The organism is Pseudomonas peli (assembly GCF_900099645.1).
GTDB lineage: Bacteria > Pseudomonadota > Gammaproteobacteria > Pseudomonadales > Pseudomonadaceae > Aquipseudomonas > Aquipseudomonas peli.
Map to the genome: position 1 here is coordinate 73,017 of NZ_FMTL01000003.1, position 25,071 is coordinate 98,087.

Consider the following 25,071-nt stretch of genomic DNA (forward strand, 5'->3'; position numbering starts at 1 on the left):
GCCTCACTCGAAGCGGTAGCTGGTGCTGAATTGCAGCGAACGCGGTTCGCCCGGCAGGATGCCGAGGTCATTGGTGGCCGACTCGTAGTAGGTCTTGTTGCCCAGGTTGCGGGCGTTGAGGGCAAACGCCCAGGGGCCGCGTTCATGGAACAGCCCGGCATCCAGCACGGTGTACGCCGGCAGGGTGACGGCGTTGGTGGTCGAGGCGAAGGAATCGCCCTGATGGCGCACACCGAGGCCGACGCGCCAGCCGTTACCCAGCTCTTTGACGCCCCACAGGGTGGCGCTAAAGCGTGGGGCGTTGGCCGCCCGTTTGCCTTCCAGCGGGGTGGCCGGCTGCGTCGGGGTGATCGCCGGTGCCGTGGTGTTGTTTGACTGGGTCACCCGTGCATCCAGGTAGGTGAGCCCGCCCTGCAGGCTCAGGCCGTGGCCGAGATCGCCGAGGGCCGACAGCTCGACGCCTTCGGCGGTGATTTCACCGATATACAGCGACGGGCCGTTGGGGTCGCTGGGGTCACGGGTCGGTACGTTTTCCTTGATGATCTGGAACAGGCTCAGGCCCAGCTCCAAAGCACCGTCGTTCAGGCGCAGCTTGCTGCCCAGCTCATAGCTGGTGGTGATCTCCGGCGGCTGGATGGCGTTGCCCGGATCGATTACTCCGGTGGCGCTGCCAGGCTGGTAAGAACGTGAGGCGGACAGGTAGTAGGACGACCAGTCATTGGGCTGATAGACCAGGCCGGCACGCGGGCTGCGGTAATCGTCCTCACGGCTGTAATCACTGCCGACGCGGTTGTCGAAGTCGCGCTCCAGCTGATCTTCGCGCAGGCCCAGCAGCATCACCCAGTGCTCGTTGAAGCGCATCAGGTCCTGGATGTAGTAGCCGGCGGTGTGGGTTTCGTAGATGCCATCGCGGCGCACGGAGGCCGCGCTGTAGGGCACGCTCTTGAGCACCGGGTTGTACACCGACAGGTTGTAGGCGGCCGGCAGGTCGCCGCCGCGTGACAGGGTGTCACGTTCCTCGATGGCGTATTCGGCACCGACCATCAGCTCGTGCTGGATGCCCAGCCACTCGACCTGCTTGCTCAGCTCCAGCTTGTTGGCCAGGTCGGTCTGCTGGCTGTCGAAGTTGCTGCGCGACAGGCGCACGGTGGGCGTGGCGGTGTTGAGCAGCAGGCGGTTGACGGTGGTCTGGTTACGTTCAAGGTCCAGGGTGCGGTAGCTCAGGGTGTTGCGCAGTTGCAGGCTGTCGCTCAGGTCCACCTTGAGGTCGGCCTGGAAGGTGCTGTCAGCGCTGGTGCCGCTGTCGTTGTCGCCGGGGTTGGCCGAGCCGTAATAGGTCGAGCGCGAGACATCCGCCGGCTTGCCGTTGATGCCGGGAATACCGGCATCAAACACGCGCTCATCGGCCAGGTGCTGGGCGCGCAGGTCGAGGGTCACGTCATCGTTGACACGCAGGGTGGAAGCCAGCGCCACGCCGTGCTTCTTGTACCAGACCTCGTCGCGGTACGAGTCGCCCTCATCGGCCATGGCATTGATGCGCACCTGCACCGCTTCGTTCAGCGGCTGGTTGACGTCGAGGGTCAGGCGCCGGGCGTCGTAGGAACCCAGGCTGGCGGCCAGGTCAGTCTGCGCCTGCGAGTGCGGGCGCTTGCTCACCAGGTTGATCAAGCCACCGGCCGAGCCCCGGCCGTAGAGCACGCCGCTGGGGCCTTTGACCACTTCGACCTGCTCCAGGTTGAAGGTGTCGCGGAAGCTGTTGCCGCCATCGCGCATGCCGTCCACATAGGTATCAGAAATAGCCGAGAAGCCACGGATGACGAACTGCTCACGAATGCCTTCACCGGTGCTGCTGGTCACGCCTGGGGTGTAGGCCAGGGCTTCTTTGATCGAACGCGCGCCGCGATCACGCAGCACAGTGGCTGGCACCGCATCGACCGTCTGCGGTACATCCAGCGAGTCGGCATCGGAGCGGGTGGCGCTGCTCACCGGCACGCTGCTCTGGTAACGGCTGGCCTTGCCGGAAATGGTCATCGCGGGCAGTTCGGTGCGGGCCGCTGCGTTGTTCGTTTGCGCGGGTGCGGGCCGCAGCACATAACCACCGGCCTCTACCTGCACAGCCTGCAAGCCGGTACCGGCCAGCAGCGCCGCCAGGGCTTCGGGCACGGTGTAGTGGCCTTGAAGACCTGCGGTTACCTTGTCGGCCGTTTGCTCGGCGGTAAAGCTGAGCAACAGGTTGGCGCTGCTTGACAGGCTGCGCAGCGCCGGTGCCAAAGGCCCGGCGGCAATCGCGAAGGCCTGCTGCGCTTGCTGTTGGGCCGGCGCGCTGTCTGCGGCCAAGGCCACGCCCGGCAGTTGCTGGAGGGCCAGGCTGCAGGCCAGGGCCAAGAGCAGGCGGCCACTCGGCCGCTGTTGGAGGTTGCGCGCGGTGTGACGCGGCGGCGTCACGGGGCGATTGACACGGTGCATGGGGGCTCCTGGCACAGAAAGCGAATAAAATTCTTGCTGTGTAGGTGCCGCGAGAATCGCAATCGGGCAGTGCGTGGCTGAATTATTTTTCGCCGCGCTCAATCAGCATCAGGGGCGTGGGTTCAAACGGCCTTTTCGATCAGCACCCAGTAGCGGCTGCGCGTGCGCACCTGCACCGGCAGCACGCTGGGCAGGGTGGCGAGAATGCGATCGCTGTCGTGCACCGGGAACACCCCGGACAGGCGCAACCCGGCCACGTGCGGATCGCAGCGCAGCATCCCGGGACGGTAACGATCAAGCTCGGCGATAAATTCGCCCAGGGGCATGTCGTCGGCAATGATCTGCCCGCGGGTCCAGGCCAGGTCAGCCTCATGCAATGGGCGCAGCGGGTCGATATGGGTGCGGCTGAAGCCGGTGCGTTGCCCAGCCAGCAGCACCTGCACACGGTCACTGCGGATCGGGTGGAGCTGTACGGCACTTTCCTGCACGGCCACCTGGGTGTGGCCGTCGTCCTGGCGCACGCTGAAACGCGTGCCCAGCGCACGGATGCGCCCTTGTGCGGTCTGCACCTCCAACGGACGTGGATCGACAGGCTGCAGGCCTTGAGCCGCAGCGGTGACGACCATGATTTCGCCCGCGCGCAGGTGCAGCAGGCGGGTCTGCGCATCGAACTGCAAATCGAGCGCCGTGGCGGTGTTGAGCGTGACGCGGGTGCCGTCGCTGAGGGTCACGCGGCGTTGCTCGCCCGTGCCGGTGCGGTGTTCGGCCAGCTGTTCCTGCCAGGTGTTGGTGCGGCTGGCCAGCAGCCCAGAGCCGGCCAGCAACCCACCCCAGAACAGCGAGCGCAGCAGCGTGCGGCGGCTGGCCTGAGCGGTTTGGCGGGCATAGGGCGAGAGCGTCTGGTAGGCACTCTTGGCCGGCAATGCCTTGAGCCGTCCGGTCATGGCCTCGATATGCCGCCAGGCGCGTTCGTGCTCAGGGCTGGCCGCGCGCCAGGTCTGCCAAGCCAGCTGCTCCTGCGCGCTGGTTGCGCCGGACATCAGCAATGTCAGCCATTCCACTGCCTGGTCGGCCACGGCTGCGCTGATAGGCTGGCCTTCGGCCAAGAGCCTGGCGGGTGTGTTGGGGTAAACCGCGCTGTGCTGTCCGTTCATGTCAGCTGGCCAGGGCAAACAGGTATTGGCGGTTGGCGCGCATCAGGTACTGCTTCACCGAGCTGCTGGACACGCCCAGGCGTTCGGCGATCTCGGCATAGCTAAGTTCTTCCAGGTGGGCGAGCAGGAAGGCTTCCTTGACCTGGGCCGGCAGACCGTCGAGGGCGCTGTCGATCTGGCGCAGGGTTTCCAGTGCCTGCAGCTGTTCTTCCGGCGAGGGATAAACCGCTTCCGGCAGGCTGGCGAGCACTTCAAGGTAGGCGTCTTCCAGGCGCTGGCGGCGATGGCGATGGGCAATCAGCCGGCGCGCAATGGTCGCCAGAAAGGGCCGGGGCTCGCGAATCTCACTGGCCTGACCGGAATGAATGACGCTGACGAAGGTGTCCTGGGCCAGGTCTGCGGCAGCAAAGGTGTCGTTCAGCTTGCGCCGCAACCAGCCTTCCAGCCAGCCGTGGTGCTGGCGGTAGAGCGTTTCGAGGTCGGTAGACAGGTCAAATTCAGAGGCGGGCACAGTGAGCTCCGGTCAGCCGGATGGCTACTCAGGCGCACATGATAATTATTATTATTAAAAACTCAATGCTGCCGGTGACGTGTGCCCCGGCAGCTGATCAGCGGACGGCGCTCACGCGTCAGCGCCGCAGTGTTCTTAACGCAGCTTTTCCAGCATCTGGTAGTACCACATGCCGGCGGCCAGCATCGGGTTGCCGAACACATCCCCCAACGGCACTTTGATGTGTTTGCAGGCGGCGAAGGTGTCGTAGTGACCCAGGGTGCCGGTCAGCGCGTTGGCCATGATCTCGCCCATGATGTGGGTGGTGGCGATGCCGTGGCCGGAGTAACCCTGGCAGTACCAGACGTTGTCCGAGAGCTTGCCCAGCTGCGGGATGCGGTTGATCACGATGCCCATGGCGCAGCTCCACTGGAAGTCGATGTCGACGCCCTTGAGCTGCGGGAAGGTCTGCTCGATGCCGGGGCGCAGCTCGGCGGCGATATCCCGCGAGTCGCGCCCGGAGTAGTTGCAGCCACCGCCGAACAGCAGGCGTCCGTCGGCGGTCATGCGGTAGTAGTCGAGGACGAAACGGCAGTCGTACACGGCCAGGTCCTGCGGATTGATTTCTTTCGCCAGCTCACCCAGTGGCGCGGTAGTGACGATGCCGCCCATGGCCGGGAAGATCATGCCCTTGAGCTTTTTCGGCTCCAGCTTGTGGTACACGTCGCCGGCCAGCAGCACCTGCTTGGCGTTGATTCGGCCTTGGGCGGTGAACACCGCCGGCTTGGCGCCGTGGACAATCTCCAGCACTTCAGAGTGCTCGAAAATCAGCGCGCCCAGGCTGGCGGCGGCCTTGGCCTCCCCGATGCACAGGTTGAGCGGGTGCAGGTGCATATTGCGGGTGTTCTTCAGCGCGCCGCTGTACAGGTCGCTGGCCAGGTGGCTGCGCACGCCGGCGCGGTCGAGCAGGGTCACGTCAGCGCCCATGCCGCGACGCTGCGCTTCGGCGTAGGTGGCTTCCAGCTCCTGCATGTGCGTGGGCTTCATCGCCGCGTGCAGGTGGCCGTGCTTGAGGTCGCATTGGATGCCGTACTTTTCCACGCGATTCTTGATGATCTCGTGACCGCGCCAGCGCAGGTGCCAGATAAAGTCTTCGACTTCCTCACCGAGGGTGTTGCGCATCTGCTTGGTCATTGCCGCATCGCCCGACAGGCTGCCAGTGACCTGGCCGCCGTTGCGCCCGGTCGCACCCCAGCCGATCTTGTTGGCTTCGACAATCGCCACCTTGAGGCCGCGCTCGGCCAGCTCCACGGCAGACGCCACGCCGGTAAAACCGCCGCCGATGATCACCACATCGACGTTGACCTCGCCTTGCAGGGTCGGGTAATCGGTTTCTTCATTGAGGGTGGCGCTGTAGTAGGACGGGCAGCGCACAGCGGCGGGCGTTGCAGGTTTGAGGGCGGCATTCATAAGCAGCTTCCTGGTAGACGACGGGAATGGACAGAGGGTCAGGGCTGAGCGGTCCAGTCATCCGGCGGGCGCGCGTGGCGGCAATGCCACAACGCCCAGAACGCCAGGGTATGCGGCAGTTTGACCTGGTCACGCGGCGCGGCTGCGTGCAGGGGAACGGGGGAAAACACATGAGAAGAGCGCATGGCCACAAGGTTCACACAGGGCCATGCGTTGGTTAAATGCGGTTTTTTACATGCTTGGTTGCTGTTGGGCTAAACATTACGCGCGTTCCTCAGCCACCGCGTAACTGCGCCATCACCCGCTCGGCATTCTCGGCGCAGGGCATGCCCTCGGGTTTGCTTTCGATGCTGGCGATGATGCCCAGCAGTTGCGCCTTGTTCTGCGCCAGCCGTTGCTGCATGGCCTCGATTTCACCGACCTTGCGCTGCAGGCTGGCCAGCAGCTCCGCGTGCGCCAGGCCCTGTGAGTCGCCTTGCGGCAGCAGCCGGCGGATTTCGTCGAGGCTGAATCCGGCTTGCTGCGCGCAGCTGATGATGCCCAGGGTCTGCACCGCCTGTTCCGGGTAGCGGCGGTAGCCGTTGGCCTGACGTTGGGCGCTGATCAACCCACTGGCCTCATAGAAGCGAATGCGCGACGCCGCCAGCCCGGTACGGCTGGCCAGTTCACCGATTTTCATCCTAACTACTCCGGGCTATTGACCTTAAAGTTGACTTTAACCTTAGCCTTGCTCCACCTGCTACCTCGGAGTACGCCATGACTGCCTTTCAACCGCTGCACCTACCCAACGGTACTGTCATCCCCAACCGCATTGCCAAGGCGGCCATGGAAGAGAACTTGGCGGACGCCAGCCAAGGCCCGTCAGCTGAATTGCTGCGCCTTTACCAGGCCTGGGCCGAGGGTGGTGCCGGGTTGCTGATCACCGGTAACGTGATGGTCGACCGCCGCGCCATGACCGGCCCCGGCGGCGTGGTGCTGGAGGATGAGCGCCAGCTGGATAAATTCCGCGAGTGGGCCCGGATCAGCCGCGCTCAAGGCGGGCAGGTCTGGATGCAGATCAACCACCCTGGTCGGCAAATGCAGGCCAACCTTGGCCAGCAGACCGTCGCGCCGTCAGCGGTCGCGCTGGAGCTGGGTGGCCTGTCGAAAATGTTCCCCGTGCCCAAGGCGCTGGATGACGCAGAAATCCAAACTCTGATTCAGCGCTATGCGCGCACCGCACAGTTGGCCGAACAGGCCGGCTTTACGGGCGTGCAGATCCATGCGGCGCACGGTTATCTGCTCAGCCAATTCCTCTCGCCGCTCAGCAACAAGCGCACCGATCGCTGGGGTGGTCCGCTGGAAAACCGTGCGCGCTTTCTGCTTGAGGTGGTCAAGGCGGTACGGGCTGTCGTGGCCCCCAGCTTCTGCGTAGCAGTCAAACTCAACTCGGCGGACTTCCAGCGTGGCGGCTTCGACGCGGCCGATGCCAAGCAGGTGGTGCAGTTGCTCAATGAGCTGGCGGTCGATCTGGTCGAGTTGTCCGGCGGCAGCTATGAAGCGCCCGCCATGCAGGGCGATGCCCGCGACGGCCGTACCCTGGCGCGCGAAGCCTACTTCCTGGAGTTTGCCGGTGAGATTGCCGCTGTGGCGAGCATGCCGGTGATGGTCACTGGCGGCATTCGCCGTTTACCAGTGGTCGAGCAGGTGCTGGCCAGCGGCGTGGCCATGGCTGGGATAGCCACGGCCCTGGCGATCAACCCGGCGCTGCCGAAACACTGGCAGGCCGGGCAGCTCAGCAGCGCCGAATTGCCGCCTATTCGCTGGAAGAACAAGGCGTTTGCCTCCCTGGCATACATGGCCGTGGTGAAGTATCAACTGCGCCAGCTCAGCCTGGGCAAGCACACCCACGCTGGGGTCTCGCCGCTACGCGCGCTGTTGTTGGAACAGCTGAAAAGCGCGCGACGTACCCGCCACTACAAACGCCTGATGGCAGCGGGTTAATCGGGCAAATGCCCGGTTTTGACCCAAATCAGGCAGCCTGCTTCGCTGAACGGTGTGTGCTGTGACAGGTGTGGGCTGCGCAGCCAGCTGCCGGCCGGGTAGTCGCCGAACTCGTCCTGAAAGGTGCCTTCGAGCACCAGGATTTCTTCGCCGCCCCAATGCCGGTGTGCATTGAAGTAGGTGCCGGGGGCCCAACGCACCAGCGCCACGTGCTCGGTACCGTGCTGGTGCAACGGCAACACCTGCAGACCCGGTACCAGGCCGGGTCGCCACTGCGCCTGGGTGCTGTCGATCACCACGGGCTGATCATCAGCTTCATCGAACTGCATCAGTTTGACGAAGATCGTGCAGCCTTCGCGGCTGAAGGGAGCGTGATGGCTGCCGATGGGGTTACGTACGTAAGTGCCGGCGGGGTAATCGCCGCGCTCATCGGAGAACACCCCGTCGAGCACGAGAAACTCCTCGCCGCCGGGGTGGTGATGCTCGCTGAAGCGCGAACCTGCCGCGTAGCGCACGATGCTGGTGGCGCGAGCCACCTCCTCGCCGATGCGGTCCAGCATGCGCCGCTCCACCCCTGGCATGGGTGAAGCCACCCAGGGGCTGTCGGCCGGACGGATCAAGGCGCGCTGACTAAAGTCGGCATTCAGTTGCATGGTCGCCCCCTTCACTCCGTCTGATTCAGGCCTGCTTGAGCAGGTGTATCAACGCGTCTGCGGTGGCATCCGATGAGGCCGGGTTTTGCCCTGTGATCAGCAGACCATCTACGGCTACATGGCTCTGCCAATCGTTCGTGCTGGTGTAATGGCCACCGTTAGCGATGAGCATATCCTGCACCAGGAATGGCACCACGTCGGTTAGCTGCACCGCAGCCTCTTCGCTGTTGCTAAAGCCGGTGACTTTCTTGCCGCTGACCAGCGGCAGACCGTTGGCCGCTTTGACATGACGCAGCACACCCGGAGCGTGACAGACCGCCGCTACCGGTTTGTTCTGCGCCTGGAAGTGTTCGATCAGTGCGATGGAGGTGCGGTCTTCGGCCAAATCCCACAGTGGGCCATGGCCGCCTGGATAGAACACGGCGTCGAAATCATCGGCCTTCACCTGGCTCAGCGGCACGGTGTTGGCCAGCGCCTGTTGCGCTGCCGGATCAGCACGGAAGCGCTCGGTAGCGGCTGTCTGTGCATCAGGGGCGTCGCTCTTAGGGTCCAAAGGTGGCTGGCCGCCTTTGGGCGAGGCCAGGGTCAGTTGCGCGCCGGCATCCTTGAACACGTAGTACGGCGAGGCGAATTCCTCCAGCCAGAAGCCGGTCTTCTGCCCGGTGTTGCCCAGTTGGTCGTGAGAAGTCAGTACCAGCAGGATCTTCATGGGTATTCCTTGGGGCGCAGGCCCTGATGAGCAAAGAGGCATGCAGCTTACGCGCGTTAGTCGCTGGCGATAATTTAAACGGCTTAATGGTGCCTATTACGTGCAGGCATACAGCGCCGATCAGGGTTCGGGCTTGTATCCGAGGCGAATGCCGCCCCAATGCCGGCCGTTGACCATAATCGGCACCGACAGGTCATGCATCAGCTCACCGGTGTCGCGCATATAGGTCTGCAGCAGCACCGGTTTCTGATGGCTGCCACAGCGGATGCCGGTGCGGTCGTTGAACAGGCGCTTGCTGCGACTCTTCAGCGTGTCCACCGCGCGGTCCCCGCATGGTGGGTGGTTGAAGGCATTGTTGTGCGTTGGCACGTAGCCTTCGGCGGTGCAGGCGATGGCGAACACCAGGCCTTCGTGCTGGCTGAGCAGGGGTTCCTGAATGGCCGGCAGCACCTGATCGGCATAGCCGTCAAAGCGCGTTTTGTACTTGGCCGGGAAGCTGCCGGCAATCGGTTGATAGTGACGGTCGAACAGGTCACTGGCGCTGATCCGTCCGCTTTGCATGTCTGCTTCAAACTGCGCGGCAATTTGCGCCGCGGCGCTGCGCGCGAGGTCGTAGATACGCTGGTGGTAGTCATCCAGGCCAACTTCGGCGAGCTGTTCGCTGACGCTTTCGGCCTGCGCGACTAACCGCTCGGCGGCGCTGCTGAGTTGACGCGTCTGCCCTTCGCTGTCGCTGACATCGCCGCGCAGCTGGCCGACCGCCACAGACAGTTCAGCCAGGCGTTCGTGGTTCTGCCGGGTGCCGCTGTCGATCTGGCTGACCTGATCCTCTACATTTGCCGCCAATCCGGCAATGCCTTGCAGTTGCGCGCCGGTGTGCTCGACCTGCTGCGCGGCCAGGGTCAGTTGTTCGGCCTGCTGCTGCATATGGCTGACCACTGCTGCGCTCTGTTGGCGGATATCGCTGACGATCTGCCCGACCTCCTCGGTGGCGCTACTGGTGCGGCCGGCCAGGTTACGCACCTCATCGGCGACCACCGCAAAGCCGCGGCCGAGTTCACCGGCGCGTGCCGCCTCGATGGCCGCATTGAGCGCCAGCAGGTTGGTCTGGCTGGCAATCGACTGGATGACCTGGGTGACTTTCTCGATCTGCTCGGTGCGGCTGCTCAGGCCGTCAATCAGTTCGCGGCTGGTGGCGGTCTGCGCACTCAGGTGCTGCATGGCATCGATTGCCTGACGCAGCTCCTGCTGCCCGCTGCTGCTGTCTTGCCGCACGCTCTGCGCGGCAATCAGGGTCTGTTCGGCGCGCTGGGCACTGTCCTGTTCGGTGTGGGTGATGGCCTCGGCCGCCTGGTTGATCTGTTCGGTTGCGCTCAGTTGCGATTGCAGTTTGCCGGCCAGCTGCTGCGCCGCATGCGCCACTTCAGCGGCGGCCAGGGCGTTGTGGCAGGTGTGCCGCGACAGGTTCTGGCTCAGGGTGCTGAACGCATCATGTGGCGTCTCGGCGGATACGGGCAGCTCTTCATGCTGGCGCTGCCAGGGCCCCAGCCACGGCCACAGGGCCAGCAGCAGATAGGACGGAATGCTTATAAACCAGGGCAGCTGGATCTGCTGGTACGTCACCATCAACCCGGCTAGCCCGATGGCATGCAGCAGGCAGGCCTTGGGGTAGGTAATAAACGCAGAACGCATGACAAACCTCGTTATTTTTATTCTGGTCGACCCACGACCAGAAACTGCCTGCGGCACGCCACCATGAAGTGGACGGGCCATGCCTGCTGAAATGGGAGTGCGTGCAGCTGGAGATGCCTGGGTAGGCAATCGGCCGCTGTCAGCGAATCTATAGACCATAGCGGGTGTCGCTCCCTGCGGCCAACCTTTGCTGGGAGGATGATTCGAGCACCCGTGGCGGTTCAGGGCCATGGCACTTTGGTCGCAGGTGGATCAGTCCTTACAGGCGATGGCGCTGAATAAAACCCTTGTCGAGAAAATCCTTCCAGCGCCCGTAGAAACGCCCGCCGGCACTGTGTCCATGCCAGTCCAACAGGGCACCGCCGTCACCGGTCGCCAGCAGCGCTAAGCTCTGCCGTTGCGGCCGGTAGCGTTTGAGGGGCAGGCCGCGCAAGGCGGCGCTGAGGTTGTTCGCCAGCACCGGCCCCTGGCGCACCGCGTACACCCCGCTTTTGCGTGCGCCGGGCAGGCTGGCGCAGTCGCCCACGGCGAAAATCGTCGGGTGGGTGTAGCTCTGCAGCGTCGGCGCAATCAATACAAAGCCCTGCTCATCGCAGCCCAGCCCGCTGTGCGCCGGCCAGGCAAAAGCCTGGGCGCCGCTGGCCAACAGCAGCCGTTGACCGCGCCAGACCGGTTCGTCGCCGCTGAACAGGCAGTCGTCCTCGATGCGGCTGATTGGGCAATCCTCGCGCACCCACACACCACGCTGACGCAGATGGCCGAGGGCACGCAGACGCACGCCAGCAGACAAACCATCGAGCAGATGGCCGGCACAGAACAGCGCCAGTTGCGGCACCTTCCCGGCCAAGGCCAGCGCCAGTTCAACTCCCGCCGCGCCGCCGCCGAGAATCGCCAAGGGCTGAGGCTCGGCCTGCCAGCGTTGCCAACCATCAAGAAATGCCGCGAAGGGTTTTACTGCCAGCACCTGCATGGCATCACCGTGCTGCGCAGGTGCAGAGACCTGCGCGCCGACATTCAGCGACAGCCAGCTGCCATTCAAGGTCTGCCCATTGGCCAGTTGCACCTGTTGCTGTGCGGCGGACAGGCTTTCCAGCGGGCTGACAATCAACTCGACCTTTGCCGCGCGGCACAGTGCCTGCAGCTCGACCTGGCAATCCTCTGGCCGATGCCGCCCAGCCAGCAGCCCCGGTAGCATGCCGGAATACCAGGCCACCGGACCGGCACTGAGCAGCGCAATGCGCCCCGGCGGCCGCTCGACCAGGGCCCAGCGCCGCAGCACGCCGAGGTGGGCGTGGCCGGCGCCGATCAATAGAAGGTCGTAATGAGTGCTCACACGCGGACGTCCGTCAGGTAATCGGTGTGCGCTAATGGTACGGGCTTGCGCCGCGGCCCGTTAGCGCTGCAACTGCGGCACGGCGAAATAGCTCTCGGCGGATTCGCCGGTATTGTCGCTGTCGGCGGCAAACACCACACCAAGAATCCTGCGCGGTGCGCTGCCAAAGGCAGCGGTGGCATCGGCATTCAGGTCGCGGGACTCGCTGAGCCATTGCCCCAGTGGCGCTTCCGGGCCACGCAGCACGTGCATTTCCACCGTCTCGGTGTAGGCGCTGCGCGCGTGGGTGCCGGGTGTCGCGCGGTTGTCCCAGACATAGCTGAGGGTTGCCGCCGGCAGGTCGGGATCAAAGAACGTACGCGCCAGGCGCAGCTTCTGCCGAGTGACAAAGCTCAACGAATCCAACGGGTAATCCAGCAGCACATAAACCCGCGCGGCGTAGTCGTCACCTTCACGTGTGGCGAAGCGCGCCTGTTCCAGTTTGCGCTCGGTGCGCCACTGCCAGCTCAGTTGCCAGGGCTGATCGCCGGGCAAATCCAGCGGGTGCAACAGGCCACCGGCGGCGGCATCGGCCTGGATGCGCAGCACCTGCTGACCGTCCTGCTCGACCAGCGTACGCGCGGACGGTTTGAGCTTGGGAATATCCGCCAGGCGCCAGGGCGCTGACCATTCGCCGTTGGGCGGGCCAGCCGTCCAGGGCGTCAGTTGGTTTTCGGCTTGCGCCAGCGGCGTCAGCATCAGCAGGGCCAGCAGTAACCTACGCATCAGCTGCGGCGCCAGGTATGGAAACGCTCGACCAGGCGCAGCAGGCCTTGCGGAGCATGGGCGCGCTTCCATTCGCCGGCTGCGTATTTGTTGGCTTCAGCCATGGTCGGGTAGGTGTGAATGGTGCCGAGAATCTTGTTCAGGCCCAGGCCATGCTTCATCGCCAGCACGTATTCGGCAAGCAGCTCCCCGGCGTGCTCGCCGACGATGGTCACCCCGAGAATCTGGTCCTTGCCCGGCACGGTCAGCACTTTGACAAAGCCGTGGGCAGCCTCGTCGGCGATGGCCCGGTCGAGGTCGTCGATGCCGTAGCGGGTCACCTCGTAGGCAATGTTCTGCGCCTTGGCTTCGCCTTCGGAGAGGCCGACGCGGGCGACTTCGGGGTCGGTAAAGGTGCAGGCAGGAATCACCCGGTAATCCACCTTGAAGCGCTTGAAACCTGAGAACAGCGCATTGACCGCCGCATACCAGGCTTGGTGCGCCGCCACATGGGTGAACTGGTACGGCCCGGTGACATCGCCCACCGCATAGATATTGGGGAAGCGTGTCGCCAGGTATTCGTCGGTTTCCAGGGTGCCGTTAGGCCGCACCGTTAGGCCCAGTTCCTCGACGCCGTAGCCGCTGACATTGGCCACCCGGCCGAGGGCCAGCAGCAGACCGTCGAAGGCGATGGTCACCTCCTCGCCGGTGTCCACGCGGCGGGCGACCATGCGTTGTTCGCCATTCACCACTTCAAAGCGTTCGGCGCGGTGTTGCAGGCGCACATCCACGCCGTCGGCACGCAGGCTATTCAGTACCAACTCGCTGGCGTCGGCATCCTCGCGCGGCAGCAGGCGTTCGGCCAGCTCCACCTGAATCACCTGGCTGCCGAGGCGCTGGAAGGCCTGGGCCAGCTCGCAGCCAATCGGCCCGCCGCCGAGCACCAGTAGCCAACGCGGCTGTTCACGCAGGCTCCAGATGCTGTCCGATGTGTAACTCTGCACCTGCTCCAGGCCAGGAATCTTCGGCACCAGCGGCCGCGCCCCGGCAGCGATGATCAGGTTGCGGCTGGTCAGGGTCTGGCCATTCACTTCCACGCTCCAGGGCGAGAGGATCTTCGCTTCGCCCTGAATCACTTCGACGCCCAGGCCGGTGTAGCGCTCCACCGAATCATGCGGTTCGATGTCGGCAATCACCCGCTGGATGCGCTGCATCACGGCCGGGAAATCCACCGTGCCCTGCACGCCGGTAAAGCCCAATGCCGAGCCCTTTTTCAGTTCATTGGCCAGCTTGGCCGAACGCAGCAGCGCCTTGGATGGCACACAGCCGGTGTTCAGGCAGTCGCCGCCCATCTGGTGTTTTTCGATCAGGCTGACTTTGGCCTTAACCGCCGCGGCGATATAGGCGCTGACCAGGCCACCGGCACCGGCGCCGATCACCAGCAGGTTGCGGTCGAAGGTCTTGGGTTTTTGCCAGCCGGCATACACTCGCCGCGCCTGGATCAGGCCGAGCAGCTTGCGCGCGATCAGCGGGAATACCCCGAGCAGCACGAAGGCACCCAGCAGCCCCGGCGAGAGGATGCCCGCCAGGGAGTCCAGCTGGCCCAGTTCGCGGCCGGCATTTACGAACACCAGTGTGCCCGGCAGCATGCCGAGCTGGCTGACCCACCAGTAGGTGCGCGCCGGCAGGCGGGTCAGGCCCATGGCCAGGTTGATCAGAAAGAACGGAAACAGCGGCACCAGGCGCAGAGCGAACAGGTAGAACGCGCCTTCACGTTCGATGCCCGCATCAATACCTGCCAGGCGCTGGCCGAAGCGGCTTTGCACCCAATCGCGCAGCAGGAAACGGCTGCTGAGCATGGCCAAGGTCGCGCCCATCGTCGAGGCGAATGACACCAGCACAAAGCCTTCGAGCAGACCGAACAGTGCGCCGGCCAGCAAGGTCATCAAAGCCGCGCCGGGCAGCGACAGCGCCGTGACCGCGACGTAAGCGATAAAGAACAGCCCCGCCGCTAGCCAGGGCTGCGCGGCCACTCGAGCATTCAGCGCCGCTTGCTGCGCCTTGAGTGCTTCCAGGTTGAGGTACTGGCCGATATCGAAGACAAAGAAGCTGCCCAGCAGCGCGAGGATCAGGCCCATCAGGGCGAGTTTGCGGCTATCCATCAGTCAGCGCCTCCAAGGCGCACAGGCTTTGGCACAGGCTAAAACCGGCCAGCAGAGCAGTCTCTGGGCGGTCGGTCAGTTGGCCGAGCACCCGCGAACGATAGGACAACACCGCCGGGCTATGGGCAGGCCACTGGCGGTCGAAGTCGGCGAGAAAAGAAGTGTGGTCGTAGTTCAGCGGCAGCGCTTCGATAAACAGGCCGTCACGCTGGCAACGGTAAAGGGCCGCCGGGTGTGGCGTGGTGGCGATGCGACTGAGCAGGCCATAGCGGCCGCCGGCAAAGTTCGGCAGTCCGGCCGCGCCGTTATTGATCAGCGCGCCATGCTCCAGGTTCAAGGCCACCGCCGAGCAGGTATGGCTGGTGGCGAGCACCTGCACCCTGTTGGCGGTAAACCAGGCATCCAGTTGCTGCTGACGCTCCGGCTCGCTGAGCGATTCCCGCGAGCAGCTCCAACCGGCCAGGGATTGCTCGTCGCCATGGCTGATCGCTACGCGCTGGCCGGCCACGCTGACCAACGCTGTGCTCGGCCTTGCAGCCAGGCGTCCGGCCATACCGGGCAAACCCTGCACGGTTCTGTTCAATTCCAGCTGGATGGCATTGGAGCGCTCGACCACTGCCTCATCCACTGTCATCGGGTAGGCGCAGCCGCAGCCGGCACCGCTGTCGTCGGCACGACCGAGTTCGGTTTCGACATTGCCGCGCAGGGCCAGATGGGCGCTGATGCCCTGCTCAATCTGCTGGAAAATCTGCGGGTCGCGGTCAAACCAGTGCGCGTCGCCGTTAAACACCACACGCGCCTGTGGTTCGGCGGCTAGGCGCCGTTGCAGGGCGGCCAGGGCCTGGCGATTGCCATACAGGCCGCCGACCACATAGAGGGTGTCGCACTCGAATAGCGGCTCACCGCTAAAGGCATCCCGCGTCAGGCGATAGTCCAGCGGGCAGTCGCGGCCGGCGCGCATCAGGCTTTGCCTGCTTTGCGCTGCAGCAACCAACCGGGCAGCAGATAGCCGAGTACACACAGCCCAAGGCCATACAGGTTGGTGCCGAGCAGCAACGCATATTTGCCGTCGCCGATGGCCCAGCTCTGTGGAATCCAGTTCAGGGTCAGGGCGACGCCCAGGCCCAGGCCGGTCCAGAAGCTCAGGTGAAAGCCCAGCCGCGTCGGAGTGGTCAGGCCGTGCAGGACGAATACCGGGGCCAGGCCGATGACCATGGTGCCGCTGATGGTGGTGGCCTTGAGAATATCGGTGCCTGCGATCATTGGCAGGTTACCGAGCAGTGCGAACACCACCATCACCGCCATGCCGACGCCAATGGCTTTCTGTCCGAGGTCGCGCCCGGCCAGCTTCGGCAACTCGCGCCCGGCCAGTTTGGCCAGACTGGAGAAGGTCGAATCCAGGGTCGAACCAGCAGCGGAAACCATCACCACGGTCATCACCAGCAGCGCGCCGATGCCCAGGCTCTTGGCCAGGGCGGCGGGTACGTTGTCGGAGGCGGCCAGGCCGGTAAGTTGGGCGTGCACGCCGATTAGGCTGAAGGCGAGGATGGCGATAAAACCCAGCACCCCGGCAATCACGAAGGAGCGGCGCATGGCCTTCTCTTCGCTGATAAAGCCCCTATCTGTCAGTACCGGATCATGGAAGCCGTAGCTGAAGGCCTGCAGACTGGCGACCAGCAGCAGGTCGACCCCGGCATTCAGCGCCCAATTGCTGGTGCTGGCCAGCTCAGTCGGCGAATGCTGCGGCAGCACCAGGCCGAGCACCCAGACCAGGGCAATCACGAAGATCGCCGCTTGCGCCGCGTCGGTAAGGATCGAGCTGCGCAGCCCGCCGCGCAGGCTGTACGCCAGGGTCACGGCGGTAAACAGCAAGGCCGAGGCAATAAACTCGAAGCTGCCGGAGTCACCGTAATAACCGCCGACCACAGCGGTGTTGCTCCACACCTCGTTAAATAGACGAATCAGAATCGCGGCGGAAAACGCCAGCGCTGCGCCACGGCCGTAGTGACTGCTCAGGAAGCTGACCAGGCCGGTCGCCGCAAAGCGCCGACGCAGGCGGTAGATGACAAAGCCAGTGAGCGGAATTGACAGCCAGTACATGGCATAGGCCAAGCCGCCGACCAGGCCATAAGTGGCACCCAGATTAGCGGCATTGGTCACCGATTTGGCGAAGATCCAGCTGATAAAGATGCTGGAGGTGATCAACCACGGGCTGGCGCTGCGGCCTTGGTTGTCCTCGCCATTAAAGAACCCGCCCAGGGTTACGGCGCGTGGCGACAAGGCCAGCATCAGCGCGCCATAGACCAGCAGAAAACCCCAGAAGAACAGCCCGGTGAGACTGGTTGGTTGCATGGATTGATCCTTAGGAAGTTAACGAGCCGCCGCAGCTGGAGCCCTGGCCGGCGGTGCAGGCATAACAATGATCACGGGTCACGATGGGGTTGCCGGCCAGCGTTGCATCGAGCAGATCGCGCAGGTGCGGCCGATCACGGCCGATCACCTCTGGCAGTTGCAGCGGCAGATCGAGCATCTGGTTGAAATCGCAGTCGTACAGGTAGCCCTGCCAATCGACGCTGACCAGGCTGCGGCACATCAAGGGTTCGAGGTTTTCCGGCCGGTAGCTGTCGCGCAGCAGCTGCATATAGCCGTTGAACTGGCCCTTGCTGACCAGGGTGCTGCCAAAGCGCGCAATCGGCTGGTTGGTGATGGTCAGCAGGTGGTTGAAGACGATGCCGAAGTCCTCGACCAGGTGGCGTTTGTAATCGGCTTCCAGCGCCGCTTGCGGTGGCGGCAGGCTCGGCCCTTGCGGGTTGTACACCAGGTTGAGGATCAGGCCGCTACCCGGCTGGCCGTAGCCTAGGGCATTGAGTTGCTGCAGGCCCTTGATGCTGGCATCGAACACACCATCGCCGCGCTGCTTGTCGACGTTATCGCGTGAGTAACAAGGCAGCGAAGCACTGATTTCCACGCCCTGGTCGGCGAGAAACTGCGCCAGGTCTTCATAGCCCGGTTCACTGAGGATGGTCAGGTTGCAGCGATCGATCACCCGCAGGCCTTCGCGGCGCGCGTGGCTGACGATCTCGCGAAAACGCGGGTGCATCTCCGGCGCGCCTCCGGTGAGGTCTAGGGTGTGCACAGGGTGGGCGTCGATCACCTGATGCAGCAGGGCCAGGCTTTCATCGGTCATGGCCTCGGTGCGGGTCGGCCCGGCATTGACGTGGCAATGCAGGCAGCGCTGGTTGCAGCGGTAGGTCAGGTTGATCTGCAGTGCTTCCAGCTGGCCACGGCGGATGGCCGGAAACGCCAGTTGGTCGAGCAAGGGAAGCATGGCATGCACGGTGTCTGTTTCCTTGATGCTGATGCGTCGGTTGATTATGTCAGCCGCTAAGTAGCCACTATAGAGAGTGCCCGAGGGCTTTTGTTACGCGTGTAGGCAGAAGAATGTTACGCAATTAGTTATACAAATCTTATACAGATAGGGCAGTATCGGCTGATAGTTCTCAGCAAGGGATGTGTCGATGCTACGTCTTAGCTTGTTCTTTGTAGCGGGTTTCTTGGCCGTGCCGTTTTTTCATCAGCCGGTTTTGGGCGTGTTGCATGCCTTGGCTGTGGTGCCGTTTGCGCCGTTCAACTTGACTCCAACGGCGCCGCTGGGAGTGCCGTCATTGCTTTCGGCATCCTTCTGGGGCGGTGTCTGGGCGGTGGTGATGCTGCTGGTGTTGCGCTGGGATGCACACAAGCCACAACCCTGGATCAAGGCCCTGCTGTTTGGTGGTATCGCCCTGACTACTGTTGCCCTGCTGGTGGTGTTTCCGCTCAAGGGTATGGGGGTTGATCCGGCGCAGTTGCCGGGCCGCTTTTTGATTGGCTTTCTGCTCAACGCCACCTGGGGCGTGGGCACCCTGATTCTGGCCCGGACCCTGCTTCCGCGCTAAAGGAGATCACCATGCTTGTGCGCCTCACCTACGCCAGCCGTGCCAGTCACGGCGTTTCTTCCGAGCTGATCCGCGAGATTCTCGACAGTTCACAGCGCAACAATCCAGGCAAAGGACTGACCGGCATCCTCTGTTGCAATGCGGATATCTTCCTGCAGGCGCTGGAAGGCCCGCGTGCAGAGGTGAACGCCCTGTACAACCGATTGGCAGATGACAGTCGGCACAAGGACCTGACCATCCTCGATTACGCGGAAATCAGCATGCGCCGTTACGGCAACTGGAGCATGGGCTGGGCTGGTGCGAAGCAGGCCAACCGCGAGCTGTTTCTGAAATATTCCTCCAGCGACCGTTTTGACCCCTTCAACATGAGTGCCGAGCAAATTACCGGGCTGCTACTGGAGCTGAGTGAGACCGTCAGCGCAATCAAATCGCCAGTTCTCAGCTAGAATTCACGAGCGTCAACTCGCTCTAGCCGGCGAGCTGTGTTCACCCTGAGCCTTGGCGCACCTCGCAGTTTATTGAGGCGCCAGGATGCTCCGTTTGCTCAACCTTCCTTTGCTGGCTGCATTGCTCTGCTTTGCACTGGGCAGCGCTTCGGCGTTTGCTGAGCTGCCATTGTTGGTGCTGAGCAACGAACAGCTCACGCGGCCGGTAGAAGTGCCCGCCAGTTTGGTGCTGGAAGACCCCAGTGGCAATTTGACCGCGGCCGAAGTGCAGCAGCGAATTGACCGCGAAGGCACGCGAATGGATGGCGTGCCGCGCCTGGGTTACTCCGCCAGCGCCTGGTGGTTGGCGTTTCGCCTTGATGCACCGGTGGCCGAACGTCTTGACCTGATGATCGACCGGCCTTTTCTCGACGACATCGAAGTCTGGCTATACGACCGTGAGCGGTTGATCGCGCCCTTCTACAGCGGTGACCACCGCGATTTTCTTTTGCGTGGCGCGCCCTCACCACATTTTCTGCTCAACCTGCCGCGTCTTGGCGAAGGTCCTCATACCTTGTTACTGCGGGTGCAAAGCGGTTCGGCGGTGAGTGTGCCGATGCAGCTGGTGGCGGCCGAACAAAGCCCGCTATTGCTGGCCGAACACTGGATGCGCAGCGGCTTGCTATTGGGTGCGCTGCTCAGCCTGACCCTGTTCTTCCTGGTGAAATACAGCGCGTTGCGCGAAACGCAGCTGGTGTGGTTCTGCCTGACGGTGGCCAGCGTGGCGCTGTACAACGCCAGCATGCACGGCATCATCAGCCTGCTGGCGCCGCAGTGGGTGTGGTTGTCGGCTCAGATGGCCAATTTGGCCAACCCTGGCATGTTGATCTTCAGCAGCCTGTTTCTCGCCAGCTCGCTGAAACTGGAGTTGGGCCGTGTGCGCCATCTGCGCAACGTGCTATTTGCTGTGACCCTGCTGGTGTGCGGTTGGACCATCGTCAGCTATGGCCACTTCCGCTCCTACCAGGCACTGAATGTGCTGATCCTGTTTAACGGCATGTTCCAGCTGCTCTTGTTGATTCTCGGCGTGTACCAGCGGCGGCCTTATGCCATCGGTTACCTGCTGTGCTGGAGTTCGGCCCTGTTGCTGATGCTGTTGGTGCCCCTCGGCCGCACGGGAGTGATTCCCTTGCCGCCGGGGTTTAACTACATGCATGCCTACCTGCCAGTGCTGAGCATGCTGCTGTTTGGCGCCATCCTCGATAAGCAACTGGAGCATATCCGCCGTGCCTTGTTGCAAAGCAAGGCTCAGGCGCTGGGCAATCTGGAGCAGTACCAGGCGTTGTTCAGCAGCAGTGGTGAGGGCATTTTCCGGTGCACCCGCAGCGGCGCCCTGATTGAAGCCAACCCCAGTTTTACCGCGCTATTGGGGCTGGCACAGGACAGCCGCGAGCTGTCCATGCAGCAGCTGTTGGGCACCGAACAGTGGGCCGAGTACGTGGCGCAACTGCACAACGAGCAACCGGCCACCAGCCAGGAATGTCAGATTCATGGCCTCGACGGGCAGAGCCATTGGGTATACCTGTCGTTGCACCTGCGCCCGACCCAGGATTGCATCGAAGGCATCGTGGTCGACCTCAGTGAGCGCCGCGCGCTGGAAGAGCGCCTGCAGTACCTGGCTGCACATGACTCGCTGACCGGCCTGCTCAACCGCCGCGAGTTGGAGCGCCTGCTGCGTGAAAGCCTCAAAGGCCAGAGCACGCCGCGCTACAGCCATTTGTTGTGCCTGGACCTGGATCAGTTCAAGCAGGTCAATGACCTGTGCGGGCATTCGGCGGGTGATCAGCTGCTGCGCCAACTGTCTGGCCACTTACGACACCAACTGCCGCGGCATGCCGAACTGGCGCGCATTGGGGGCGATGAATTCGCGGTGCTGTTGCGTGAAATCAACAACGAGGCCGCTCTGGAACATGCAGAAAATCTGCGCCACTGCGTTGAGCAATTCGTCTTCAGCTGGCAGGGCCGACCATTCCGCGTGCAGTCCAGCATCGGCCTGCTGGAGCTGGACAGCGGCGTCAGCGACTGGGAAACCGCATTGAACTGGGCCGACAGCGCCAGCCAGCTGGCCAAGCACCTCGGTCGCAACCGCGTGCAGCAGTTCAACCCGGCCGATGGCGTGCTGCTGGAGCATCAGCGCCAGCTGCAATGGATCACCCGCCTGCGTGAGGCCATCGAACTGGGCCATTTCGAGCTGTTCTATCAGCCGGTAATGGCGCTGCAGAACGCCAGCGATGGCCTGCGCTATGAAGTGCTGCTGCGCTACCACGACCCGCACAGTGGTGAGTGGATCAGCCCGGGGCAGTTTCTCGGTGCCGCCGAGCGCTACGGCTTTCTCGGTGCCATCGACCGCTGGGTGGTGATGCGCCTGCTGCAATGGCTGGCGGACAACCCACGGCATGTGCAGCAATTGGCTCAGGTGAATTTCAACCTGACTGCCAGCTCGCTGCTCAACGCGCACTTCCACGAGATGCTCCACAGCGAGCTGCTGCGGCACAACTTGCCGGCGCACAAGCTGTGCATCGAAGTGACCGAGATGGTCGCGTTGGGCGAGCTGGGGGTGTCTGCGCAGTGGATCAAGCAGTTGCGCAGCCTGGGCCTGAAAGTAGCGCTGGATGACTTCGGCAGCGGCTTTGCCTCCTACGCTTACCTGCGCCATCTGCCGCTGGATATCGTCAAGATCGACGGCAGTTTTATCCGCGGTATCGAGAGTGACCCGATCAACCAAGCCATGGTCGGTTCGATGCAGCAGATCGCCAGCCAGCTGGGCTTGAGTACGGTGGCCGAGTTTGTCGAGACCCAGGCCACGTTAGACTGCGTGCAAGCGTTGGGGCTCGACTATGCCCAGGGCTACTGCATTGGTCATCCACAACCGCTGACCCAGCTCAGCGACAGCACTCAGGGCGATGTGCAGATGCAGCTGGCCCTCGACCGTCGTTGAGAGCATTTACAGCGTGCTGCCGGCCACACTCATGCTACTTGCCACTGGGTTGCTGGCCGTCGCACCTGAAAATGATCATCTCCGAGCGCGTGCAGCTGGTGCCCACGGCAGTGCTTACGGCATCGAGCATTGGTACAGCGCGAACAATGGTGTATTGCCCTGTGCCACCACAAACCCCGTCCACGGTTTTGAGTGCGTTGCTTCTGGCGGAACCACTCAGTGCACCGGCATTGCAGTAGGACACATGGCCTGTGGGTTTGGCCGCTTTACCCGCATGGCTGAAGTATTCCTGCAACTCGGATGGCGTCAGCATCGTGGCAATAGCGCCATCTGCGGTCATCCCCGCTTGTTCTTCCGGCGTGTACAGATGGACATTTTGGCCGCTGGCGCAGCCAGCAAGGGTGAGGATGGTCAGCACACCTATTGCCAGGGCTCGTAATTTCATTCTTCAGTCCTGTCTTTTGGCTGAGTTATTGCGCGCATTGCTGAAGTTGCTGAATGACAGGTGCCGCATCTGCCCACGCCAGGGTCATCAAGGTTTCGCCGTCTATCGATAATACAAAGCGCTGTTTGTCACGCATGCCTTCCAGCGCTGCGGGCAAGCCAGGTACGGCAAGCGCGATCGCGCCAATCTTTCTTTCATACCTGTAACTGAACACCTCTACGGTCTGCGCCGGTTCATCGTCTTGCTGCAGCGTGAGCGTTATCTTCTTTACCTTTTTTGGGGTGGGCAGGCCGCTGCCGTAAAAGATCAGCCAGGCATCCGGTTTGGGTTGTTGAAAGCCGAGAATGCTGACCATGCCTCCGCTTTTGCCATTGTCTGCGCGGGTGAATTTGGCAAAGGTTGCCACGCAAAGTTTGCCTTCAGGTGTGTCACTGGACGTGGAAAACCAGACCCCCTGAGCAAGTTCCTGAGCCATTGCCGCATCGCGCTGCTCCTTTTCGGCTTGCAGTCTTTGCATCTCGGCTACTTCTTCGGCGCTCATAGAGACTACCGGTGCAGGGTTCTTCGGCCCTAGTGAATCCAGGTAATCGTTTCTCTCGCGAATCCAGTCGTCCATGCTGTATTGATACGGCGGGCTGCAGCCATAACCGTCGTACTGCATGCCAATCGGGCAGGCCATAGCCGTGAGTGGCAGCGACACGGCAATGGAGAGCAGGGTTGCGAGTGCTTTCAAATGATTTGCTCCTGCTTGGGTAAGCCGCTCAAAAGCCGGTCTGCTGGGGTGAAATACGACACTGGCGCCTTGATTAAACAATGGCCCATAACACGCCGCGTTACCCATACGTTCTGCAGTATCAACAGGCGACGTGAAGTGAGTCGTATCACTGGATGCGTTCGGCATAACTGCAGGCTGAGTAGTAGATATCGCAGTTAGTGGTTTTCTGCTGGCAATTACTTAGCGCCATATCTTCCGCATCATAAACATCAGGCGAGCGTGCCCAAAGACTGCCGCCATCGCCCCAGGCGACTGCGACGCACTGGTTGTAGTAGGCGATAAGAACCTTACAGACCTTGCCCTCGGAGTGGGTTTGGCAATGAGCCAGCGCATGCTGCTCGGCGCTTTCTTGGGATTCCTGACCGGCTGCAACACCTAAGGCTCCATCAGCTGTCGCGACCGCGCCCCAGCGTGTTTCCAGCTGGGGTTCCGGTTCTTGCGCGCCATCGGCTCCAGGCCCCATCGGTGCGCAACCTTCCCAGCCGGCGCTACCGCCACCAATCGGGAAATAGCCATCCGGGCAGCGCCCTTCTGCGCGGGCCTCTGCCTGTATCAGCACGGCTAACAGTAGAGGCAGATAAGCGAACCGTTCTTTCATGGCATCAACATCCAAATGGTTGACCGCTCAAATCATAACTACGAGCGAGTGCACTTCCCGCTGAGCGCTCGACTGCGCCAGCGCTCAGCGGGAAATCTGAGCAATCAGCAGCGACCTGCCGCTTGCAGCAGGGCGTTGCAGGTGCTGCCGGAGCTGTTGCTGCGTTGCCCGCTAATGGCTGGCGTACCGGCCATAGGCGTGCAGATAGCGTCCGAATGTGGCGTCATGCCAAAGCTCATGGCCTTCTGAAAACCGGTGGCGGAATACATGTAGCAGCGATAAGTACCGCCGTTCTTGGTGCTGACGTTGTAGTTGATGCGCCCGCCGGTTTCCTCGGTGCGCTCGGTGATGCTGAACTGCCCGACGGGTTGGCCGATGGCCTGGGCCGTGCGTTGTTCCAGGCCGCTTTGGTTGATGGTGGCGGCGCAGCCGGACAGTAGGAACGCGGTGGTTAGTGCGGTGATTGAGCGAAGGTACATAGCAAGCTCCAATGTTTTTTATGGGTGCAACAGAGGGACGGACCAGCAGGTCCAGGTTTGTAACTAAATTCTTTCACTGTATTAATAGTGTTCTCCCAAGCAAGCGTCCTATGCGCACTGACGCGCCTAGGAATTAAAGGAGGCGCCATATATATGGCGAGCACAGTAAATAATGAGGCGGAGCCGGCGATTAAATTACCATCCCTCCATTAAGCCTTTAAGTTCATTTATGGTTCGCTTAACTTCATACACAGTAGATTTGGCTTCGCGAGCAGTCTGTGTAATATCTTGAGCTGTTTCAACCGCGCCTCGTGTTGTTAAGCCAGCATCGGAACTCTCCGCTGAGGCACTGTAGTCTGCGCCTGCCTGAGAGGGCTGCGGAGATTGAGTTGCAACTGCGCTATGGCCGAGCTGGCTACTTGTAGTTGCGCAGCCACTCAAAGCAAGATGGGAACCAAAAAGGAAAACTAAAGCATAGTTTTTCATAATAAAATTCCTAATTATTGGCAACAGTTCAACGTCAAAAGTACAGGCCGCCAACTAGGCTGCATTGAAACTTC

Annotated in this window: 23 protein-coding genes; 4 read left to right on the forward strand and 19 right to left on the reverse strand. The window is 62.5% G+C overall.

Annotated elements, in window-relative coordinates; translation table 11 throughout:
• Positions 1-3: 3 nt before the first annotated feature.
• The 5 genes from BLO50_RS14890 to BLO50_RS14910 all read right to left on the reverse strand — a co-directional run bounded on the left by BLO50_RS14890 (position 4) and on the right by BLO50_RS14910 (position 6,259).
• Positions 4-2,466, reverse strand: coding sequence for a TonB-dependent siderophore receptor (locus BLO50_RS14890; RefSeq protein ID WP_090254282.1), 2,463 nt, complete (start codon positions 2,464-2,466; stop codon positions 4-6).
• A gap of 122 nt (positions 2,467-2,588) precedes the next feature.
• Complete coding sequence (locus BLO50_RS14895) at positions 2,589-3,620, reverse strand: FecR domain-containing protein (protein WP_090254284.1); 1,032 nt, start codon at positions 3,618-3,620, stop codon at positions 2,589-2,591.
• Position 3,621: 1 nt separating this feature from the next.
• Positions 3,622-4,131, reverse strand: coding sequence for a sigma-70 family RNA polymerase sigma factor (locus BLO50_RS14900; RefSeq protein WP_090254285.1), 510 nt, complete (start codon positions 4,129-4,131; stop codon positions 3,622-3,624).
• Positions 4,132-4,266: 135 nt separating this feature from the next.
• Positions 4,267-5,580, reverse strand: a complete 1,314-nt coding sequence (locus BLO50_RS14905) for an NAD(P)/FAD-dependent oxidoreductase (RefSeq protein ID WP_090254288.1) — start codon at positions 5,578-5,580, stop codon at positions 4,267-4,269.
• A gap of 274 nt (positions 5,581-5,854) precedes the next feature.
• Positions 5,855-6,259: a MerR family transcriptional regulator gene (locus BLO50_RS14910; protein WP_090254290.1), complete on the reverse strand. Its 405-nt coding sequence runs from the start codon at positions 6,257-6,259 to the stop codon at positions 5,855-5,857.
• A 77-nt stretch (positions 6,260-6,336) separates the two neighbouring features.
• Here BLO50_RS14910 and BLO50_RS14915 point away from each other — a divergent pair, with 77 nt between their 5' ends.
• Positions 6,337-7,563, forward strand: coding sequence for an NADH:flavin oxidoreductase/NADH oxidase family protein (locus BLO50_RS14915; RefSeq protein WP_090254293.1), 1,227 nt, complete (start codon positions 6,337-6,339; stop codon positions 7,561-7,563).
• Here the strand turns inward: BLO50_RS14915 and BLO50_RS14920 are convergent.
• The 9 genes from BLO50_RS14920 to arsS form a co-directional block, all read right to left on the reverse strand.
• Complete coding sequence (locus tag BLO50_RS14920) at positions 7,560-8,216, reverse strand: cupin domain-containing protein (protein WP_090254295.1); 657 nt, start codon at positions 8,214-8,216, stop codon at positions 7,560-7,562. The two genes, BLO50_RS14915 and BLO50_RS14920, sit on opposite strands and share 4 nt — an antisense overlap.
• Positions 8,217-8,241: 25 nt before the next feature.
• On the reverse strand, positions 8,242-8,925 hold the full coding sequence (locus tag BLO50_RS14925) for a type 1 glutamine amidotransferase domain-containing protein (protein ID WP_090254298.1): 684 nt from the start codon (positions 8,923-8,925) through the stop codon (positions 8,242-8,244).
• Positions 8,926-9,045: 120 nt separating this feature from the next.
• The gene (locus BLO50_RS14930; RefSeq protein WP_425262271.1) at positions 9,046-10,848 is read right to left on the reverse strand and encodes a methyl-accepting chemotaxis protein; all 1,803 of its coding nucleotides are present in this window, start codon (positions 10,846-10,848) and stop codon (positions 9,046-9,048) included.
• Between the two features lie 28 nt (positions 10,849-10,876).
• Positions 10,877-11,950 (reverse strand): FAD-dependent oxidoreductase, encoded by a 1,074-nt coding sequence (locus BLO50_RS14935; RefSeq protein WP_090254301.1) that lies wholly within the window; start codon positions 11,948-11,950, stop codon positions 10,877-10,879.
• A 60-nt stretch (positions 11,951-12,010) separates the two neighbouring features.
• Entirely contained in the window at positions 12,011-12,715 is a 705-nt protein-coding gene (locus tag BLO50_RS14940) for a DUF3047 domain-containing protein (protein WP_167354471.1), read from the reverse strand.
• Positions 12,715-14,856, reverse strand: a complete 2,142-nt coding sequence (locus BLO50_RS14945) for an FAD-dependent oxidoreductase (RefSeq protein WP_090254305.1) — start codon at positions 14,854-14,856, stop codon at positions 12,715-12,717. Before BLO50_RS14945 ends, BLO50_RS14940 begins: the two co-directional genes overlap by 1 nt.
• Positions 14,849-15,817, reverse strand: a complete 969-nt coding sequence (locus BLO50_RS14950; protein WP_090254307.1) for a hypothetical protein — start codon at positions 15,815-15,817, stop codon at positions 14,849-14,851. The genes BLO50_RS14945 and BLO50_RS14950 overlap by 8 nt, the downstream gene beginning before the upstream one ends.
• Positions 15,817-17,208 (reverse strand): sodium:solute symporter family transporter, encoded by a 1,392-nt coding sequence (locus tag BLO50_RS14955; RefSeq protein WP_090254309.1) that lies wholly within the window; start codon positions 17,206-17,208, stop codon positions 15,817-15,819. The genes BLO50_RS14950 and BLO50_RS14955 overlap by 1 nt, the downstream gene beginning before the upstream one ends.
• A 10-nt stretch (positions 17,209-17,218) precedes the next feature.
• Positions 17,219-18,184, reverse strand: coding sequence for an arsenosugar biosynthesis radical SAM (seleno)protein ArsS (gene arsS / locus BLO50_RS14960; RefSeq protein ID WP_186343828.1), 966 nt, complete (start codon positions 18,182-18,184; stop codon positions 17,219-17,221).
• A gap of 190 nt (positions 18,185-18,374) precedes the next feature.
• Here arsS and BLO50_RS14965 point away from each other — a divergent pair, with 190 nt between their 5' ends.
• The 3 genes from BLO50_RS14965 to BLO50_RS14975 all read left to right on the forward strand — a co-directional run bounded on the left by BLO50_RS14965 (position 18,375) and on the right by BLO50_RS14975 (position 22,214).
• Complete coding sequence (locus tag BLO50_RS14965) at positions 18,375-18,791, forward strand: hypothetical protein (RefSeq protein ID WP_090254313.1); 417 nt, start codon at positions 18,375-18,377, stop codon at positions 18,789-18,791.
• A gap of 11 nt (positions 18,792-18,802) precedes the next feature.
• On the forward strand, positions 18,803-19,237 hold the full coding sequence (locus BLO50_RS14970) for a BLUF domain-containing protein (RefSeq protein WP_090254315.1): 435 nt from the start codon (positions 18,803-18,805) through the stop codon (positions 19,235-19,237).
• An 85-nt stretch (positions 19,238-19,322) separates the two neighbouring features.
• Positions 19,323-22,214: an EAL domain-containing protein gene (locus BLO50_RS14975; protein WP_090254317.1), complete on the forward strand. Its 2,892-nt coding sequence runs from the start codon at positions 19,323-19,325 to the stop codon at positions 22,212-22,214.
• A 34-nt stretch (positions 22,215-22,248) separates the two neighbouring features.
• Here the strand turns inward: BLO50_RS14975 and BLO50_RS14980 are convergent, their stop codons facing one another.
• The 5 genes from BLO50_RS14980 to BLO50_RS21680 form a co-directional block, all read right to left on the reverse strand.
• Positions 22,249-22,659: a hypothetical protein gene (locus BLO50_RS14980; RefSeq protein WP_090254319.1), complete on the reverse strand. Its 411-nt coding sequence runs from the start codon at positions 22,657-22,659 to the stop codon at positions 22,249-22,251.
• Positions 22,660-22,684: 25 nt separating this feature from the next.
• Complete coding sequence (locus tag BLO50_RS14985) at positions 22,685-23,392, reverse strand: hypothetical protein (protein ID WP_090254321.1); 708 nt, start codon at positions 23,390-23,392, stop codon at positions 22,685-22,687.
• 148 nt (positions 23,393-23,540) lie between these two features.
• Positions 23,541-24,032, reverse strand: coding sequence for a DUF4189 domain-containing protein (locus BLO50_RS14990; RefSeq protein WP_090254323.1), 492 nt, complete (start codon positions 24,030-24,032; stop codon positions 23,541-23,543).
• A 104-nt stretch (positions 24,033-24,136) separates the two neighbouring features.
• Positions 24,137-24,511 carry a hypothetical protein gene (locus BLO50_RS14995; RefSeq protein ID WP_090254325.1) on the reverse strand — a complete coding sequence of 125 codons (375 nt, stop codon included), beginning with the start codon at positions 24,509-24,511 and terminating at the stop codon, positions 24,137-24,139.
• 195 nt (positions 24,512-24,706) lie between these two features.
• Complete coding sequence (locus BLO50_RS21680) at positions 24,707-24,997, reverse strand: YajG family lipoprotein (protein ID WP_143003830.1); 291 nt, start codon at positions 24,995-24,997, stop codon at positions 24,707-24,709.
• Between the last annotated feature and the right edge of the window lie 74 nt (positions 24,998-25,071).

What these genes read in the sequence shown, in the direction of transcription:
- BLO50_RS14890 (WP_090254282.1), bottom strand. Translation starts at nt 2,466, where the DNA reads ATGCACCGTGTCAATCGCCCCGTGACGCCGCCGCGTCACACCGCGCGC.
- BLO50_RS14895 (WP_090254284.1), bottom strand. Translation starts at nt 3,620, where the DNA reads ATGAACGGACAGCACAGCGCGGTTTACCCCAACACACCCGCCAGGCTC.
- BLO50_RS14905 (WP_090254288.1), bottom strand. Translation starts at nt 5,580, where the DNA reads ATGAATGCCGCCCTCAAACCTGCAACGCCCGCCGCTGTGCGCTGCCCG.
- BLO50_RS14910 (WP_090254290.1), bottom strand. Translation starts at nt 6,259, where the DNA reads ATGAAAATCGGTGAACTGGCCAGCCGTACCGGGCTGGCGGCGTCGCGC.
- BLO50_RS14915 (WP_090254293.1), top strand. Translation starts at nt 6,337, where the DNA reads ATGACTGCCTTTCAACCGCTGCACCTACCCAACGGTACTGTCATCCCC.
- BLO50_RS14920 (WP_090254295.1), bottom strand. Translation starts at nt 8,216, where the DNA reads ATGCAACTGAATGCCGACTTTAGTCAGCGCGCCTTGATCCGTCCGGCC.
- BLO50_RS14925 (WP_090254298.1), bottom strand. Translation starts at nt 8,925, where the DNA reads ATGAAGATCCTGCTGGTACTGACTTCTCACGACCAACTGGGCAACACC.
- BLO50_RS14930 (WP_425262271.1), bottom strand. Translation starts at nt 10,848, where the DNA reads ATGGCCCTGAACCGCCACGGGTGCTCGAATCATCCTCCCAGCAAAGGT.
- BLO50_RS14940 (WP_167354471.1), bottom strand. Translation starts at nt 12,715, where the DNA reads ATGCGTAGGTTACTGCTGGCCCTGCTGATGCTGACGCCGCTGGCGCAA.
- BLO50_RS14945 (WP_090254305.1), bottom strand. Translation starts at nt 14,856, where the DNA reads ATGGATAGCCGCAAACTCGCCCTGATGGGCCTGATCCTCGCGCTGCTG.
- BLO50_RS14950 (WP_090254307.1), bottom strand. Translation starts at nt 15,817, where the DNA reads ATGCGCGCCGGCCGCGACTGCCCGCTGGACTATCGCCTGACGCGGGAT.
- BLO50_RS14955 (WP_090254309.1), bottom strand. Translation starts at nt 17,208, where the DNA reads ATGCAACCAACCAGTCTCACCGGGCTGTTCTTCTGGGGTTTTCTGCTG.
- arsS (WP_186343828.1), bottom strand. Translation starts at nt 18,184, where the DNA reads ATGCTTCCCTTGCTCGACCAACTGGCGTTTCCGGCCATCCGCCGTGGC.
- BLO50_RS14965 (WP_090254313.1), top strand. Translation starts at nt 18,375, where the DNA reads ATGCTACGTCTTAGCTTGTTCTTTGTAGCGGGTTTCTTGGCCGTGCCG.
- BLO50_RS14970 (WP_090254315.1), top strand. Translation starts at nt 18,803, where the DNA reads ATGCTTGTGCGCCTCACCTACGCCAGCCGTGCCAGTCACGGCGTTTCT.
- BLO50_RS14975 (WP_090254317.1), top strand. Translation starts at nt 19,323, where the DNA reads ATGCTCCGTTTGCTCAACCTTCCTTTGCTGGCTGCATTGCTCTGCTTT.
- BLO50_RS14980 (WP_090254319.1), bottom strand. Translation starts at nt 22,659, where the DNA reads ATGAAATTACGAGCCCTGGCAATAGGTGTGCTGACCATCCTCACCCTT.
- BLO50_RS14990 (WP_090254323.1), bottom strand. Translation starts at nt 24,032, where the DNA reads ATGAAAGAACGGTTCGCTTATCTGCCTCTACTGTTAGCCGTGCTGATA.
- BLO50_RS14995 (WP_090254325.1), bottom strand. Translation starts at nt 24,511, where the DNA reads ATGTACCTTCGCTCAATCACCGCACTAACCACCGCGTTCCTACTGTCC.
- BLO50_RS21680 (WP_143003830.1), bottom strand. Translation starts at nt 24,997, where the DNA reads ATGAAAAACTATGCTTTAGTTTTCCTTTTTGGTTCCCATCTTGCTTTG.